The organism is Nonomuraea sp. ATR24 (assembly GCF_041950485.1).
Classification (GTDB): Bacteria; Actinomycetota; Actinomycetes; order Streptosporangiales; family Streptosporangiaceae; genus Nonomuraea; species Nonomuraea ceibae.
Genome location: NZ_JBGNUU010000002.1, coordinates 631,265 through 646,592, shown reverse-complemented (window position 1 = coordinate 646,592; position 15,328 = coordinate 631,265). Strand labels below are relative to the sequence as shown.

General features: G+C 74.9%; 11 protein-coding genes. 10 read left to right on the top strand and 1 reads right to left on the bottom strand.

Annotated features, from left to right (window positions below; translation table 11 throughout):
* Window positions 1-252: 252 nt before the first annotated feature.
* The 9 genes from ACBI99_RS06945 to ACBI99_RS06905 are packed head-to-tail and all read left to right on the top strand — an operon-like array spanning window position 253 to window position 11,877.
* On the top strand, window positions 253-489 hold the full coding sequence (locus ACBI99_RS06945; RefSeq protein WP_219514328.1) for a phosphopantetheine-binding protein: 237 nt from the start codon (window positions 253-255) through the stop codon (window positions 487-489).
* Window positions 486-1,661, top strand: a complete 1,176-nt coding sequence (locus ACBI99_RS06940; RefSeq protein ID WP_357593598.1) for a nucleotide disphospho-sugar-binding domain-containing protein — start codon at window positions 486-488, stop codon at window positions 1,659-1,661. Before ACBI99_RS06945 ends, ACBI99_RS06940 begins: the two co-directional genes overlap by 4 nt.
* Before the next feature lie 11 nt (window positions 1,662-1,672).
* Window positions 1,673-3,103 (top strand): amino acid adenylation domain-containing protein, encoded by a 1,431-nt coding sequence (locus ACBI99_RS06935; protein ID WP_219514332.1) that lies wholly within the window; start codon window positions 1,673-1,675, stop codon window positions 3,101-3,103.
* A 5-nt stretch (window positions 3,104-3,108) separates the two neighbouring features.
* Complete coding sequence (locus tag ACBI99_RS06930; RefSeq protein WP_219514375.1) at window positions 3,109-3,279, top strand: MbtH family NRPS accessory protein; 171 nt, start codon at window positions 3,109-3,111, stop codon at window positions 3,277-3,279.
* A 5-nt stretch (window positions 3,280-3,284) separates the two neighbouring features.
* On the top strand, window positions 3,285-4,571 hold the full coding sequence (locus ACBI99_RS06925; protein ID WP_357593602.1) for an NAD(P)/FAD-dependent oxidoreductase: 1,287 nt from the start codon (window positions 3,285-3,287) through the stop codon (window positions 4,569-4,571).
* Window positions 4,568-5,254, top strand: coding sequence for a DUF6875 domain-containing protein (locus tag ACBI99_RS06920; protein WP_375071913.1), 687 nt, complete (start codon window positions 4,568-4,570; stop codon window positions 5,252-5,254). The genes ACBI99_RS06925 and ACBI99_RS06920 overlap by 4 nt, the downstream gene beginning before the upstream one ends.
* Window positions 5,251-9,462, top strand: coding sequence for an amino acid adenylation domain-containing protein (locus ACBI99_RS06915; protein WP_375071912.1), 4,212 nt, complete (start codon window positions 5,251-5,253; stop codon window positions 9,460-9,462). Before ACBI99_RS06920 ends, ACBI99_RS06915 begins: the two co-directional genes overlap by 4 nt.
* Window positions 9,459-10,748: an MFS transporter gene (locus tag ACBI99_RS06910; protein WP_375071911.1), complete on the top strand. Its 1,290-nt coding sequence runs from the start codon at window positions 9,459-9,461 to the stop codon at window positions 10,746-10,748. The genes ACBI99_RS06915 and ACBI99_RS06910 overlap by 4 nt, the downstream gene beginning before the upstream one ends.
* Window positions 10,749-10,758: 10 nt before the next feature.
* Complete coding sequence (locus ACBI99_RS06905) at window positions 10,759-11,877, top strand: methyltransferase (RefSeq protein WP_375071910.1); 1,119 nt, start codon at window positions 10,759-10,761, stop codon at window positions 11,875-11,877.
* On the opposite strand, the gene ACBI99_RS06900 is transcribed toward ACBI99_RS06905, so the two are convergent.
* Entirely contained in the window at window positions 11,805-13,490 is a 1,686-nt protein-coding gene (locus ACBI99_RS06900; RefSeq protein WP_375071909.1) for an RICIN domain-containing protein, read from the bottom strand. The two genes, ACBI99_RS06905 and ACBI99_RS06900, sit on opposite strands and share 73 nt — an antisense overlap.
* Before the next feature lie 285 nt (window positions 13,491-13,775).
* Here ACBI99_RS06900 and ACBI99_RS06895 point away from each other — a divergent pair, with 285 nt between their 5' ends.
* Entirely contained in the window at window positions 13,776-15,326 is a 1,551-nt protein-coding gene (locus tag ACBI99_RS06895; RefSeq protein ID WP_364181183.1) for an AMP-binding protein, read from the top strand.
* Window positions 15,327-15,328 lie beyond the last annotated feature (2 nt).

The following is a 15,328-nucleotide window of genomic DNA, read 5'->3' as shown; positions in this document are numbered from 1 at the left end:
CGTAAGGGTGTGGGAGCGCTCCCAACCCCCGTCCTGACAGTGGCGCAATTGGGGGTGAAAAGGTTGACTCGCCCGCTGAGGCGACCCTAGCGTTCCGTTTTGGGAGCGATCCCATGATCTTGGATGGGGCCCTGATCGGTCAGGCGCCCAGGTCGTCGAAACCCCTTCGCAGGCGATGAGCGCCACTGGAGGCGCAAGGTCCTTCTCTCGCTTGGTGACGGGCGTCCATTCCGCGCAACGAGGAGAATTGATATGGCGATGTCCGGCGTGCTCGAAACGGAGGTCATGCGGCTGTGGTCGGAGATCCTCGGGGTCGAGGTCACCTCCCCTGACCAGGACTTCTTCGAGCTGGGCGGCCAGTCGCTGGCGATGGTCCAGTTCCTGGCGATGGTGGAGAGCGAGTTCCGGGTCGAGCTGCCGGTGGAGGTGCTCTTCGTCGAGGGGCTGACGGTCGCCGAGGCGGCGCGGGCCATCGGGGAGCACTCTTGACCGGCGTCGTCCTGGTCACCCACGGCACGCACGGCGACGTGCTGCCGTTCGTGGGCCTGGGGCGGGTGCTGCGCGAGCGCGGGCACCGGGTGGAGCTTCTCACTCATGCGCCGTTCGAGGCGGTGGCCCGGCGGGCCGGGCTGGAGTTCACGGCCATCGACACCGAGCGCGACTACGAGCGCTACCTGGCGGACACGCCGATGCTGCTGGGCGCCGGGATGGACCGGTGGCGGCGCTTCTACGACGCGATCGGGCTGTTCGACCAGATCGCGTACGAGTGCGAGGTGCTCAAGGCCAGGCACGTGCCGGGGGAGACGGTGTTCGTGGGGCGGCACACGACGGCGGTCTCCACGCTGTTCGCCGGTGAGGCGCTGGGCGTGCCGGTCGCGTGGGTGGCGGTGACGCCGGTGCAGTACATGTCCGAGCGGCCCGCCGTGCACATGTACCGGGAGACGATGGCCGACCGGCTCGACACCGTCCGGGCCACGCTGGGGCTGGGCCCGGTGGGCGACTGGGGCGCCTGGTTCACCTCGGCCGGGCTGCATCTGGGGCTGTGGCCGGACTGGTTCGACCGGGCCGGGATCGCGGCGCCGGCGCGGGCGCGGCTGACCGGGGCGCCCTATGGCGACGACACGTTCGCCGGCCCCGTGCCGCCGGAGGCGGAGCGCCTGCTGGAGCGGGGTGCGGTGATCGTGACGGGCGGGACGGGACGCATGATCCACGAGCGGTTCTACCCGGCAGCCGTGGCGGCGTGCGCCGAGGCGGGGGTGCCGGCCCTGGTGGTGGCGCGGCATCGGGACCTGGTGCCCGACCGGCTGCCCGAGGACGTCGCGTGGTTCCCGCACCTGCCCTTCCACCGGGTGATGGCACGTGCCAGGGCGGTGCTGCACCACGGCGGCATCGGCACCGTCGTCAGGGCGGTGGCGGCCGGGGTGCCGCAGGTGCTGCTGGCGCACGGTTTCGACCGTTCCGACAACGGCATGCGCCTGGCCAGGCTGGGGCTCGGGTCCTGGCTGCCCGAGCGGCGGTGGACCACGGGCGAGATCGTTCCCCTGCTGCGCGCGGCGCTGGCCGACGACGGTTACGCCGCCCGGGTGGCCCCGTACGAGCAGTCCGCCCAGCCGGGGCTGCGGGCCGCCGCACAGGCCGTGGAAGAGCTGCTGGAAAGCTGAGGAGTTGACGCATGCCTGAATTGGGAGCGCTCCCAAACGTTGTTCAATTATTCGCGCGCCAAGCGGCGCGCACCCCGGACCGCATCGCGCTCGCCGACGGCGACGAGCGCCTGACCTACGCCGCGCTGGACGCGGCCGTGAACCGCCTCGCCGCCCGGCTGGCCGCCGCCGGGGCCGGTCCCGGCGTCCTCGTCGGCATCCGCGCCCCGAAGTCGGCGGCCTGCGTGACGGCCATGCTCGCCGTCCTGCGGACCGGCGCCGCCTACCTGCCGCTCGACCCGGAGCACCCGGCGGCCCGCACCGAGCTCGTCCTCGCCGACTCCGGCGCGCGGCTCCTCGTGACCACCGGCGAACCCGCCACGACCACGCTGCCCGCCGTCCGGCTGGACGAGGACGTCCCCGCCACGGCCGCCGTCCCCGAGGCGCGGCCCGGCCCGGCATCTCCCGCGTACGTGATCTACACCTCCGGGTCGACCGGCCGCCCCAAGGGCGTGGTGGTGCCGCACGGCGGGCTGGCCGCGCTGCTCGCCGGCATGCGCGACCTGGTCGGCTCGGCGCCCGAGCACGTCTGGCTGTCGGCCGCCGCGCTCACGTTCGACATGTCGGTCCCCGAGCTGTACCTGCCGCTCGTCACCGGCGGTCGGCTGATCCTCCTCGACCCGAAGGCCGCGATCCTCGGCAAACGGCTCGCCGCCCTGATCGAACGCGAGGGCGTCACCCACATGCAGGCCACCCCGTCGGGCTGGCGCGTCCTGCTGTACGCCGGGTTCCGCGCCCCCAGGCTGACCGCGCTCGCGGGCGGCGAGGCGCTGCCCCCGGCCCTGGCCAAGGACCTGCGCCCACGCGTCGGCCGGCTGATCAACATGTACGGGCCGACGGAGGCGTCCGTCTGGGCCACCTCGTGGGAGGTGCCGTGGGAGCCGGACACGGTCTCGCTCGGCACCCCGCTGCCCGGAGCCTCGGTCCACGTCGTGGACGACCGGCTGGACCGGGTGGCCGAGGGCGAACTGGCCATCGGCGGGACCGGCGTGGCGAGCGGCTACCTCGGCAGGCCCGCCCTGACCGCCGAACGCTTCGTGCCCGACCCGTACGGCGAACCCGGCGGCCGGCTCTACCTGACCGGCGACGTCGTGCGGCGGACGGAGAGCGGCCTGGAGTTCCTGCACCGGTCCGACACCCAGGTGAAGGTACGCGGCTACCGGGTCGAGCTCGGCGAGGTGGAGGCCGCGATGGACGAGCTGCCCGGCGTGCGGCAGGCCGTCGCGGCCGTGTCCGGCGACGCCCTGGTGGCGTTCGTGGTCGGCGACTGCCCCGCGCTGCGCACCCGGCTGGCCGCGACGCTGCCCGCGTACATGGTGCCGAGCCGGGTGATCCGCCTGGATTCGCTGCCTCTGACCCCCAACGGAAAGATCGATCGGCGCGCGCTCGAGGAGAAGCTGTGAGCGACATGGTCGTGGTCGTCAACCACGAGGAGCAGTACTCCGTCTGGACGGCGGACCGGGAACCGCCTCCCGGCTGGCGGGCGACCGGGTTCGCCGGCACCAAGGAGGAGTGCCTGGCGCACATCGAGACCGTGTGGACCGACATGCGTCCGCTGAGCGCGCGCGGCGAGGGGTGACGGTCATGGCACCCCACGCGATCATCGTCGGGACGGGACTGGCGGGGCCGCTGCTGGCGATCCTGCTCGCCCGCGGCGGGCACCGGGTCGACCTGGTCGAACGCCGCCCCGACCCGCGCTCGGCCGCCCACGACGGCGGGCGGTCGATCAACCTCGGCATGTCGGCGCGGGCCATCGCGGCGCTGCGCGAGGTCGGCCTGTGGCAGGAGGCCCGGCGGCTGTCGGTGCCCATGCGCGGCCGCATGGTGCACGCGGGCGGCCGGCCGGCGTTCTACCCCTACGGGGGCGACCCGTCGCAGATCCTGCACTCGATCCGGCGCGACACACTGGTCCGGCTGCTGGTCGAGCACGCCGAGAAGCAGCCGGGCGTGCGGCTGCGCTTCGAGACCCGGTGCGTGTCCGTCGACCGGGACGCCGCCGCCGTCACCCTGGAGGACGGCACGACGCTGCGGGCCGGCTTCGTCGTCGGCGCGGACGGCGCGTCCTCGCTCGTCAGGACCGCCATGCAGCGCGGCCTGCCGGCCGGGTTCAGCCGCGAGTACCTGGAGTGGGGCTACAAGGAGGTCACGATCCGCGCCACGCCCGGCGGCGAGCCGGCCGTGCCGCTGGAGGCGCTGCACATCTGGCCGGGCGAGCGCGGCCTCGGCGTCGCCCACCCCAATCTCGACAACAGCCTGACCTGCACGCTCTTCCTGCCGCGTGAGGAGCCGCCGGACCCGGTGTCCGCGGCCTTCCCGCACCTGGCGACGCTCGTCCCCGACCTCGACGAGCAGGCGTCGGCCGCGCCGATGAGCCACCTCACGACCGTGCGCACCGCGCCGTGGCGGCACCGCGACACGACGGTGCTCGTCGGCGACGCCGCCCACGCCGTCTACCCCTTCTACGGCCAGGGCATGAACGCCTCGTTCGAGGACTGCCTCGTCCTCGACCGCATGCTGGCCCGCCATCCGGGCGACCGGGAGGCCGCCTTCGCCGCCTACGAGCGCGCCCGCAAGCCGCACACCGACGTGCTGGCCGAGCTGTCGGAACGCAACTTCCTGGAGCTGCGCGACGGCATGCGCTCACCGCTCGCCCTGGCCAGGAAGCGCCTGGACCTGCTGCTGCACAAGACCTTCCCCGGCACCTGGGTGCCGCTGTACACACTCGTCTCGCACACCACCGTGCCCTACGGCGAGGCGCTGCGACGCGCCCGCCGCCAGGACCGGCTGGCCGCCGCGCTGGCCGCGGCCGGGGCGGGTCTCGCCGCCGCCGGCCTGCTCGCCGCGCGGCGTACCGGGAGGACCACCCGATGATCAGGCATCCCCAGGACGACACGCTCGTCCTGTTCGACCCCGCCGACGTGCTCGACCCCGCCGACGTGCTCGACCCGACCGACGGGGAGCCGGGCCCCGCGCCGCACCCGCTGGCCGCCGAGCACGGCGCCGACCTGCGCGCCGTCGTCGCGTGGGCGCGCGCCTACCTGACCCGGCCGCACCCGGAGCTGGGCCGGCGCGGCCCGGTGTGCCCGTACGCGCAGGCGTCGCTGGACCGGAACGCCTTCCTGCTGGCCGTCCAGCCGGGCGGCGGCCACACCGTCGCGTCGCTGAGCGCCCTGCTCGCGCCCTACCGCGACTGGTTCCTCGACCTCGCGCCCCGGGGCGGGCCCGCCGCGCAGTCGACGACCGTCCTCGTGCTGCTGCCGGGCATGCGCGACGCGCGCGAGGTGATCGACGCCGCGCAGCGCGAGCTCAAGGACGCCTACGTGGGCCACGGCCTGATGATCGGCGAGTTCCACGACGGGCCGCCGGACAAGGCGGGACTGTGGAACCAGGACTTCCGCCCGCTGCGCAGCCCGGTCCCGATGCTGGTGATCCGGCACATGGTGCCCACCGACCTGCCCTTCCTGATCTCCGACGAGACGCATCTGGCCGCCTACCGCGACCTGTTCGGCGAGCAGGTGCCCGGCCACCTGCGCGACCTGGCGGGCCGGGCATGACGGGCCTCCCGGCGACGCCCGCGCAGGAACGGCTGTGGTTCCTGCACCAGGCGGACTCCTCCGGCCACTCGTCCGGTTACCACGTCTGGGGCGGGCACCGGTTACGCGGCCCGCTCGACCCCGCCCGGCTCGGCGAGGCGCTGAACCGGCTGGTCGCCCGGCACGAGGCCGTCCGCACCGGCCTGGCCGACGGCGGCGACGGGCGTCCCGTCCGGATCGTGCGCGCCGGGGCCCGGGTCGAGCCGGAGCTCGTGGAGGTGACCTGCGAGGACGAGGCGCGCACGGCCTGCGGCGCGTTCGTGGCCCGGCCGTTCGACCTGGGCCGCCCCCCGCTCATGCGCGCCCTGCTCGTCCGGCTCGCCCCGGAGGACCACGTGCTCGTGCTCGTCCTGCACCACGCGATCTGCGACGGCCGCGCGCTGCGCATCCTCCTCTCCGAGCTGTACGGCCTGCTCGCCGGGACGTTCGAGCCCGGCCCGCCCGCCGTCCCGTTCTCCGAGTACGTCGACCGGCTCGGCCGGACCGGCGGCGCGCGGGCCGAGGCGGACCGCGACTACTGGCGTGCCAGGCTGGCCGGGGCGCCCACCCTGCTCGCCCTGCCCACCGACCGGCCCCGGCCCGCCGTGCCGAGCGGGCGCGGCGCGCAGCACCGCTGGGTCCTGCCCGCCCATCTGCGCACCGCCCTGCTGGAGAGCGCGCGCCGCACCAGGACGACGGTGTTCGCGATGGTGCTGGCCGCGCTCGGCGTCACGCTGGGCCGGTGCGCCGGGCAGGACGACGTGGTGGTCGGCTGCCCCTTGGACGGCCGCACCGACCGGCGGTTCGGGCAGACGGTCGGCATGTTCGCCAACACCGTGGCGCTCCGGCTGGACCTCGGCGGCGACCCGACGGTGGCGGACCTGCTGCGGCGCGGCAGGCGTACCGTCGCCGAGGCGCTCGCGCACGGCGGCACGCCGTTCGACGAGGTCGTGGAGCTCACCGGAGGCCGCCGCGACCTCAGCCACAACCCGCTCTTCCAGGTGATGCTCGTCATGGAGCATCTGGACGGCGGCCCGGTGACGGCGGGCGAGCTGACGGTGGGGCACTGGGAGCTGCCCGCCCCGGAGGCCCGCTTCGACCTCACCCTGTTCGTCACCGTGGGCGACGAGGTCGAGCTGTACCTGGACTACGCGGCCGACCTGTTCGACGCCGCGACGGCCGCCGCGCTGGCGGGGCACCTGACCACGGCCGTCGAGGCCCTCGCCGGCGACCCGGACCTGCCGGTGAGCCGCATCCCGTTCGACTCCGGCCCGGTGCCCGCCAAGCCGTCCGCGCAGGCTCCGGGCGAGTGGGAGAGCGTGGCCGGGCTCGTGCTGCGGCAGGCCGGGCGGGACCCGGACCGGGTCGCCGTCGTGGCCGAGGGGGAGCGGCTGACGTACGGCGAGCTGGCGTCCCGCGCGCTGGAGGTGGCCGCCCGGCTGGAGCCGCACCTCGCGCCCGGCGGCGGGCGCGAGGTGGTCGGCGTGTCGCTCCCGGCGGGGCCGGACGGCATCGCCGCCGTCATCGGCGTCCTGCTCGCCGGGGCCGCGTACCTGCCGCTCGATCCCGGCCACCCGCCCGCCCGCGCGGACCTCCTGCTCCGGCAGGCGGGCGCGGCGGCGCTGATCGCCCCGCCCGCCCGGCTGGCCGAGCTGGACGCCTTCCCCGGCGCCAAGCTCGTGCCGCACGCCGCGGACCCGCCCGGGGGCGGCGGAGGCAGGAGCCCGCGGCCCGGGGACCCCGCGTACGTGATCTTCACGTCGGGGTCGACCGGGGCGCCCAAGGGCGTGGTGGTGCCGCACCGGGCCGTCGCCGCGTTCACCCGCTCGTTCGTGGACGCGCACGGGTTCGGGCCGGGGCAGCGGGTGCTCATGCTGCCGCCGCTCACGTTCGACGCCTCCGTCGGCGACCTGTTCCCGGTGCTCACGTCCGGCGGCACCCTGGTGATCCACCCTGAGCCCGCCCGGCTCGACGGCGCGGAGCTCGTCCGGTTCTGCGCCGCGCACGGCGTCACCGCCGTGGACGCGCCCGTCGCGCTGTGGCGGCGCTGGGTCGCCGACCTGGCCGGGACCGGCGTCCCCGGCGGCTGGCCCGTCGAGATCATGATGGTCGGCGGCGAGGAGGTCCCCGCCGAGGACGTACGCGCCTGGCAGCGGCTGACCGGCGGCCGGTGCGCGCTGTTCAACCACTACGGGCCCACCGAGGCCACGGTGTGCGCCACCGTGCACCGGATCGGCGGCGCCGACGAGCTCGGCGACGCGGCCCGGGTGCCGATCGGCACGCCGCTGCCGCACGTGCGCGCCCGCGTGCTCGACGCGGCCGGGCGGCCGGTGCCGGTCGGCGGCGCCGGCGAGCTGCACCTGGGCGGGGCCGGCCTGGCCGACGGCTACACGGGCGCGCCCGCGCTGACCGCGGCGGCCTTCGTGCCCGACCCGGACGGCCCCGCCGGGGCGCGCCTGTACCGGACGGGCGACCTGGCCCGGGTGCGGCCGGGCGGCGCGATCGAGTTCCTGGGCCGGCGCGACCGCCAGGTGAAGATCCGCGGCCACCGGATCGAGCCCGCCGAGGTCGAGCACGCCGTCACCGCCCATCCGGCCGTCACCGACAGCGCCGTGCTCGTCGACGGCGACCGGCTCGTCGCCTACGCGGCGACCGGCGCGCCGGATCTGACGCCGGGCGCGCTGCGGGCCTACCTGCGCGAACGGCTGCCCGGCTACCTGGTGCCGGCCGCGTTCGTCCTGGTCGGGACCATCCCCCGGACGACGCACGGGAAGGTGGACCGGGCGGCGCTGCCGCCGCCGGAACCTGCGGGGGAGCCGCCCGCGACCGCCACCGAGTCGGCGCTGGCAGAGGTGTGGCGGCGGGTCCTCGGCGTGGCCGACGTGCGCAGGTCGGACAACTTCTTCGAGGCGGGCGGCCACTCGCTGCTGGCCGGCCGGGTGGTCGCGGAGATCAGGCGGACGCTCGGCGCCGACGTGCCGCTGCGTGCGGTGCTGGAGACGGCCGACCTGGCCGAGCTCGCCGCCACCGTCGACCAGGACGCCGCCGGCCAGGCAGGTGCCGGCCAGGAGCGTCCCGATCTGGAGGCGCAGGCCACCCTGCCGCCCGGCTTCACGGTCGAGCCCGCCTCCCCGGTGCGGCGTGGCGGGGCGATCCTGATGACCGGGGCGACCGGGTTCCTCGGCGCGCACCTCCTGGCCGAGCTGCTGGCCCGTACCGACACCGAGATCGTCTGCCTGGTCAGGGCGTCCGACGAGGACCGGGCCCGGCGGCGGGTGCTGGACAACCTGCGCGCCCACGGCCTGGACGCCCCGCCCGGCCGGGTGCGCGGCCTGCCGGGCGACCTGGGCGCGCCCCGGCTCGGCCTGGACCGGGACCGGTTCGCCGAGCTGGCCGGGCAGGTCGGGGTGATCTGCCACAACGGCGGCCAGGTGAACTTCTACGAGAGCTTCCCCCGCATGCGCCCGGTCAACGTCGGCGGCACGGTCGAGGCGCTGCGCCTGGCCGGGCTCGGCGGCGCCCGGCTGCACTTCGTCTCCACCCTCGGCGTCTTCCTGGGCCTGGCCCACCGGGACCGGGTGGTGACCGAGGCGAGCGCGCCGGACGACCCGGCCGGGCTGGAGACCGGCTACGACCAGAGCAAGTGGGTGGCCGACCGGCTGGTGCGCCGGGCCAGGGACGCGGGCCTGACGGCGGTGGTGCACCGGCCGGCCCGGGTCGGCGGGCACAGCGTGACCGGCCGGGGCAACGCGGCCGACTACTTCAGCCGCCTGCTGGCCACCTGCGTCCGTCTCGGCCTGGTGCCGGACCTGCCCGTCGAGGAGGACCTGTCGCCCGTGGACCACGTCGCGGCGGGCATCGCCCACCTGATCGCCGACCCGGCGACGGCCGGGGACTTCCACTACTTCAACGGCGCGACGATCTCCTACCGGCGCATCGCCGACGCGCTCGGCGCCCGCTGCGTGCCGTGGGACACCTGGCGGGCGCGGGCCGCCGGGCTGGGCGCGGACAGCCCGATGGCGCCGTTCGCGCCGGTGCTGGACGCAGCCGACCCGCAGTTCCGGCGGCCCCTGTTCGACTGCCGCCGCACCGAGCGCGCTCTCGGCCGGGCCGGGATCGTCTGCCCGCCCGCCGACGAGACGCTCGTCCGCCGCTACGCCGGGCGCCTGGCCGGAGCGGTGCGCGGATGAACGTGCTCAGGTTCGCGCTGCTCTGGACGGCGTCGCTGCTGTCGTCCGTCGGGTCCAGCCTCACCACGTTCGTGCTCGGCGTCTGGGTGTACCGGAGCACCGGGTCGCCGACGGAGTTCGCGCTGGTCGTGCTCAGCGGCATGCTGCCGGGCATCCTCGCCGGCCCGTTCGCGGGGGTGGTCGTCGACCGGTTCGACCGGCGGCTGGTGATGATCGTCACCGACTGCCTGGCGGCCCTGTCGACGGCCGCCGTCGGCGCGCTGATCTGGGCGCAGGCGCTGGCCGTGTGGCACGTGGCGCTGGCCGCGGCGATCAGCGGCGCGTGCGGCGTCTTCCACCTGACCGCCTACCAGGCCATGACGCCGCTGCTGATCCCCGAGCGGCACCTGGGCCGCGCCAACGGGCTCATGCACCTGTCCAGCGGCATCCAGATCGCCGCGCCCGTGCTCGGGGCCACGCTGCTGGCCGTCGCCGGGATGGGCGGGGTGGTGGTGCTGGACCTGGTCACGTTCGGCGTGGCCATGTCGGCCCTGGTGCTGATCCGGCTGCCCGCCGAGGTGCTGCGGCCCAACGCCGCCGCCGCCCGGCCCGCCGTGCTCCGGGACCTCGGCGCGGGGCTGCGCCACCTGCGGGCCCGCGCCGGGCTGCCGTCGCTGGTGGCGGCGCTGACCGGCTTCAACTTCGCCTTCGCGGTCGCCGGGGTGCTGGTGCAGCCGCTCATCCTGTCGTTCGCCGGGCCCGGCGTGCTGGGCGTGCTGATGTTCGCCGGCGGCGCGGGCATGCTCGCCGGCGGGCTCGTCATGGGCGCCTGGGGCGGGCCGCGCCGGAAGATCGGCGGGATGACCGCGTTCATGGCGCTCGGCGGCGTCTTCCTCGTGCTGCACGCGCCGGCCCCGTCGCCGCTGCTCGTGGGGGCCGCCGCCGCCGGGTTCCTGTTCACGCTGCCCGTGGTGAACGGCTGCGCGCACGCGGTCCTGCAGAGCCGGATCGAGCCGGCCGTGCTCGGCCGCGCCATGGGCACCGTGCACACGCTCGGCTCGGCCGCCGTCCCGGTCGGCTACCTGCTGGCCGCGCCCGTGGCCGAGCACCTGCTGAACCCGGCGCTGCTGCCCGGCGGGGCGCTGGCCGGCAGCGCGGGCCTGCTCGTCGGCGTGGGGGAGGGGCGCGGGATCGCCCTCGTCCTGCTGCTCGACGGGCTGCTCCTGCTCGTCATGGCCGCCGTCCTGGCCGCGCTGCCCGCGCTGCGCCGCCTGGACCGCCGCCCGGTCCCCGTCCCCGTCGCCTGAGAGGAACGCCATGCCCGTAGAACTGACGCCCGCAGAGGTCGCCGCCTTCCGCGGCGGCGACGCCCCGGCGCCGATGCTGGACCTGATCGGCCTCATGGCCTGCCACGCCGTCGGGGCCGCGCGCTCGCTGGGCCTCTTCGACGCGCTCGCCGCCGGTCCGCTGACCACCGGCGAGCTCGCCGCCTCGGCCGGCGTCGCCCCCACCGGGCTGGAGCCGCTGCTCGGCCTGCTGCACGCCACCGGGTACGTGGAACGCCACGACGGCCGGCACGCCAACACGCCCGCGACCACCGCCTGGCTCTGCTCCGGCTCCGGCACCGACTACGGGCGCATCCTGGACCTGTGGCAGGCGATCGTCGAGGAGCAGTGGGGCGGGCTGGCCGACTCCGTCCGCTCCGGCGTCCCGGCGGGCGGCTTCTACCCCTGGCTCGCCGCCCGCCCCGACCTGTCGGCCGCCTTCCACGACCTGCAACGCGGGCTGGCCGGCTGGCTGGCGGAGGAGGTCGTCTCGCTCACGCCGCTGCCCGAGGGCAGCAGGAGCCTGCTCGACCTGGGAGGAGGCCACGGGGAGTACGCGCGCGCGTTCTGCGGCGCGTACCCGGGGATGTCCGCCACGATCGTCGACGCCGCCGTCACCGGGCGCTCCGACGGGCCGCTGACCTGGCAGGAGGGCGACCTGCTCACCGCCGGGCTGCCGGGCGGGCAGGACGTGACCGTGCTCTTCAACGTGCTGCACGGGTTCGCCGCGCCCGACGCCGCCGCGCTGGTCGCCAGGGCGGCGGCCACGCTGCGGCCGGGCGGCCTGCTGGTCGTCCTGGAGAGCGTGCCCGAGCCGCGCGGCACCGCCGCCGACCTGGCCTTCGGCGCGGGATTCGCGCTCAACCTGTGGCACACGCAGGGCGGCGCGCTGCACGCGACCGGCACGATCAGCGGCTGGCTGGAGGCGGCCGGGTGCGTGGCCGGGCCGTGGCGGGAGCTCGCCCGCTCGCCGTCGCACGCGCTCGTGACAGCAGAAGCCCTCACCCCGGCACGCGGGGTGAGGGCCGGGCGGGGAGCCTACGGGGTGCCGCCGAACGTCACGACGAGCCGCCCGTCCGAGGCGAACGACCAGCTCAGCGCGCCGTCGTAGGAGGAGCACCGGGAGCCGTTCGAGCCGGTCCAGAACTGGTTGGAGCCGTCGGCCGACCCCACCGTCTTGTCGTTGGCGCCGTCGCCGGAGCGGCAGGAGGTGTTGTCGCGGAACACCGTGGAGCCCGCGTCGAAGGAGAAGTTGCGCTCGGCGTTGTCGACGCTGACGTTGCCCGTCATCGTCATCGTGCCGGGGTTGCGGTTGTAGGTGAAACCGTGCTTGCCGTTGTCGTAGGCGATGCTGCGCCGGATGACGTGGTTGACCGGGATGTCCTCGCCGCCGAGCTTGTAGCCGTTGCGGTCGCCGTTGCCGGCCTGGCCGCCGTTGCTCAGCGTGCCGTTGCCGTAGGACAGCGAGTCCTCGATCGTCACCGCGCCGATCGGGCCGGTCTCCGACTTGGTGTAGAGGTCCCAGCCGTCGTCGATGTTGTTGCGGGCCACCGCGTAACGGAAGACGTTGCCGGAGCCGACGGTGAGCTTGGCGGCGAACCCGTCGGCGTCCTCGCCGTCGGAGTCGGCGTTGTCGTGCGACAGCGCGCTCAGGATGAGGTTGTCCGACGGCCACTGCTCGCGCGGCGTGGAGGAGAGGGTCCGGGAGAGCTGCAGCCCGGTGTCGCGGTTGTAGCGGGTCACCGTCCGCTCGATGACGTTGTGGCTGCCGCCGACGAAGATGCCGTTGTCGCCGGCCCGCTCGACGACGATGCCGTGGATGTGCCAGTAGGACCCGTTGACGGCCAGCCCCCGGTTGGCCGGGTCCTCGCTCTGGCCGGAGAAGTTCAGGACCGGCGTCTCGCCCGGGTAGGCGGCCAGCTTCTTGCGGGCGCCCGAGGCGCCGTCGTTGCCGGGCGCGATGGTGACGGTCTGCGAGAAGGCGTACGTGCCGCCGCGCAGGTAGATGGTGCCCCCGGCGGCGACCCTGGTGATCGCGGAGGTGAGCGTCGTCGGGTCGGCCTGGGTGCCGGCGGCGCCGTCCCTGCCGTTCGGGGCCACGTACAGCGTGTCGCCGGTCGGCGGCGGGGTGACGGTCGGCGTGATCGTCGGCGTGGGGGTGACGGTGGGGGTGGGGCTGGTCGTCGGGGTGCCGCCCGTGGGCCGCAGCGTCCACTGCTTGGTGGGCTTGGAGTCGCAGGAGTTCTGCTGCAGGAGCGCGCCTGCGGCGGTGGAGTCGTCCTTGACGTTGACGCACTTGCCGCCGTTGGCGTTGACGATCCGGTAGGCGGACCCGGAGGCGGTCAGCCGCCACGTCTGTGAGGCCGCGCCGGTGCAGGTCTCCTGCTGGACTGGCTTGCCCGCGCTGGTGGAGGCGTCCCGGACGCCCAGGCACCTGCCGCTGTGCGCGGCTCTGATCTCGTAGTCGCCGCCGGAGGCGGTGAGGGTGAAGACCTGCCCCGCGCCGGCTCCGCAGGGGTTCTGCACGAGTTGCGTGCCGTCGGCCGTGGCCGCGCCGGGCACGGCGGCGCACAGGCCGCTTCCTGCGTTGACCAGCGTGTAGTCGCCGCTGCTCGGCGCGGCCGAGGCCGGCGCGTTGAGCGCGGCGACCAGCCCGCCGGTGGTGAGGAGTCCGGCGGACAGCACGATCGCCAGCCGCCTGCCGAGTTGTTCTTGCTTGCGCACGTCCAGCTCCGTTCGGGGGGTACGGGGGCACCGGGGCACCAACCGGTTGCACTCACAGTGGCTACGCGCCGGGACGGCGTCAATACGCCTGAGTAAAACTGCAAACGCGGCCAGGAGTTTTGCCAGGTCTCAGCTCGGATTTCTGCAACAACCGCTTGCAAGAAGCGGGGTCTGCTTGCAGGGCCGGACGGGGGCGGGCTTCACAGCCGGCCGGGCGCGTGATCTAATCGAGGAATCAATATCTAGAATCCAGTTCTATTATTGAGTCGAGAGTGGAGATCAGCGATGGCCCGACTGCTGCGCCGCTTCGCCGAGACGAGGCCCGGCGACCTCGCGCTGGCCGACGAGGACGGCGTCACCACGTGGCACGAGCTGGACGAGCGGGTCGACCGGCTGGCCGGCGCGCTCCTCGGCGCGGGCCTCGCCGCCGGCGACGTGCTCGCCCTCCACGCCGCCAACCGGCGCGAGTACTTCGAGGTCATGGCCGCCGCCGGCCACATCGGCCTGCGCTACGTCCTGGTCAACTGGCACTGGACCGCCCAGGAGCTCGCCTACGTCCTGCGGGACGCGGGCGCGCGGGCGCTGCTCTCCGACCCGGCCTTCGCCGCCCAGGCCGCCGAGGCCGTCCAGGGGCTCGACCTGCCGGTACGCGTGGCGTTCGGTGAGGGAATCGAGGGCTTCGTCCCGTATGAGGACTTCATCGCCGCGGCCCCGCCCGGCGAACCGGAACCGCAGGTCATGGGCAGCCCCATGTTCTACACCTCCGGCACCACCGGCAGGCCCAAGGGCGTCAGCCGCAAGCAGTCCACCACCGGCCTGCCCGTCGAGGCCCTCGCCCTGGCCGCCGACCGCTTCGGCCAGACCTTCACCGTGCCCGACGGCGGGCGGACGCTGCTGGCCGGGCCCGCCTACCACTCCGCCCAGTGGATGTTCTCGTTCATGGCGCTCATGGGCGGCTGCCCGGTGGTCATGCGGCGCGCGTTCGACCCCGCCGAGACGCTGCGGCTCATCGACGAGTACGGGATCACCAACGTGCACCTGGTGCCCACCCAGTTCGTCCGCCTGCTGCGCGTGGACGCCGCCACCCGGCAGGCGTTCTCCGGGGCGAGCCTCACCTCGGTCTGGCACGGCGCCGCGCCCTGCCCGCCGCAGGTCAAGCGGCAGATCATCGAGTGGATCGGCCCGGTCGTCCACGAGTACTACGGCTCGACCGAGGCGGGCGTCAACACCGTCATCACCGCCGAGGAGTGGCTGGCCAAGCCCGGCAGCGTCGGCCGCCCGCAGGCGGCGACCGAGATCCACATCCTGCTCGACGACGGCACGCCCGCCAAGCCGGGGGAGCAGGGCCAGATCTGGTTCCGCTACGCCAACGGCGACGACGTCGAATACTGGGGCGACCCGGACAAGACCGCGTCCATCCACCGGGCCGGCGGGCTGTTCACCACCGGCGACATCGGCTACTTCGACGAGGACGGCTACCTGTTCCTGTGCGACCGCGCGATCGACATGATCATCAGCGGGGGCGTGAACATCTACCCGGCCGAGATCGAGAGTGTGCTCATCACCCACCCGGCCGTCCGGGACGTCGCGGTGTTCGGAGTGCCGGACGAGGAGTTCGGCGAACAGGTCAAGGCCGCCGTCGAGCTCGCGGACGGCGTCGAGCCGGGAGGCGGCCTGCCCGCCGAGCTGACGGCCCACTGCCGCGCCTCGCTGGCCGGGTACAAGGTGCCCCGGTCGTTCGACTTCGTCCCCGAACTGCCGCGCACCCCCACCGGCAAGCTGTACAAGCGGCTGCTGCGCGACCCCTACTGGCAGGACGGCGCCCGCCGGATCTGACG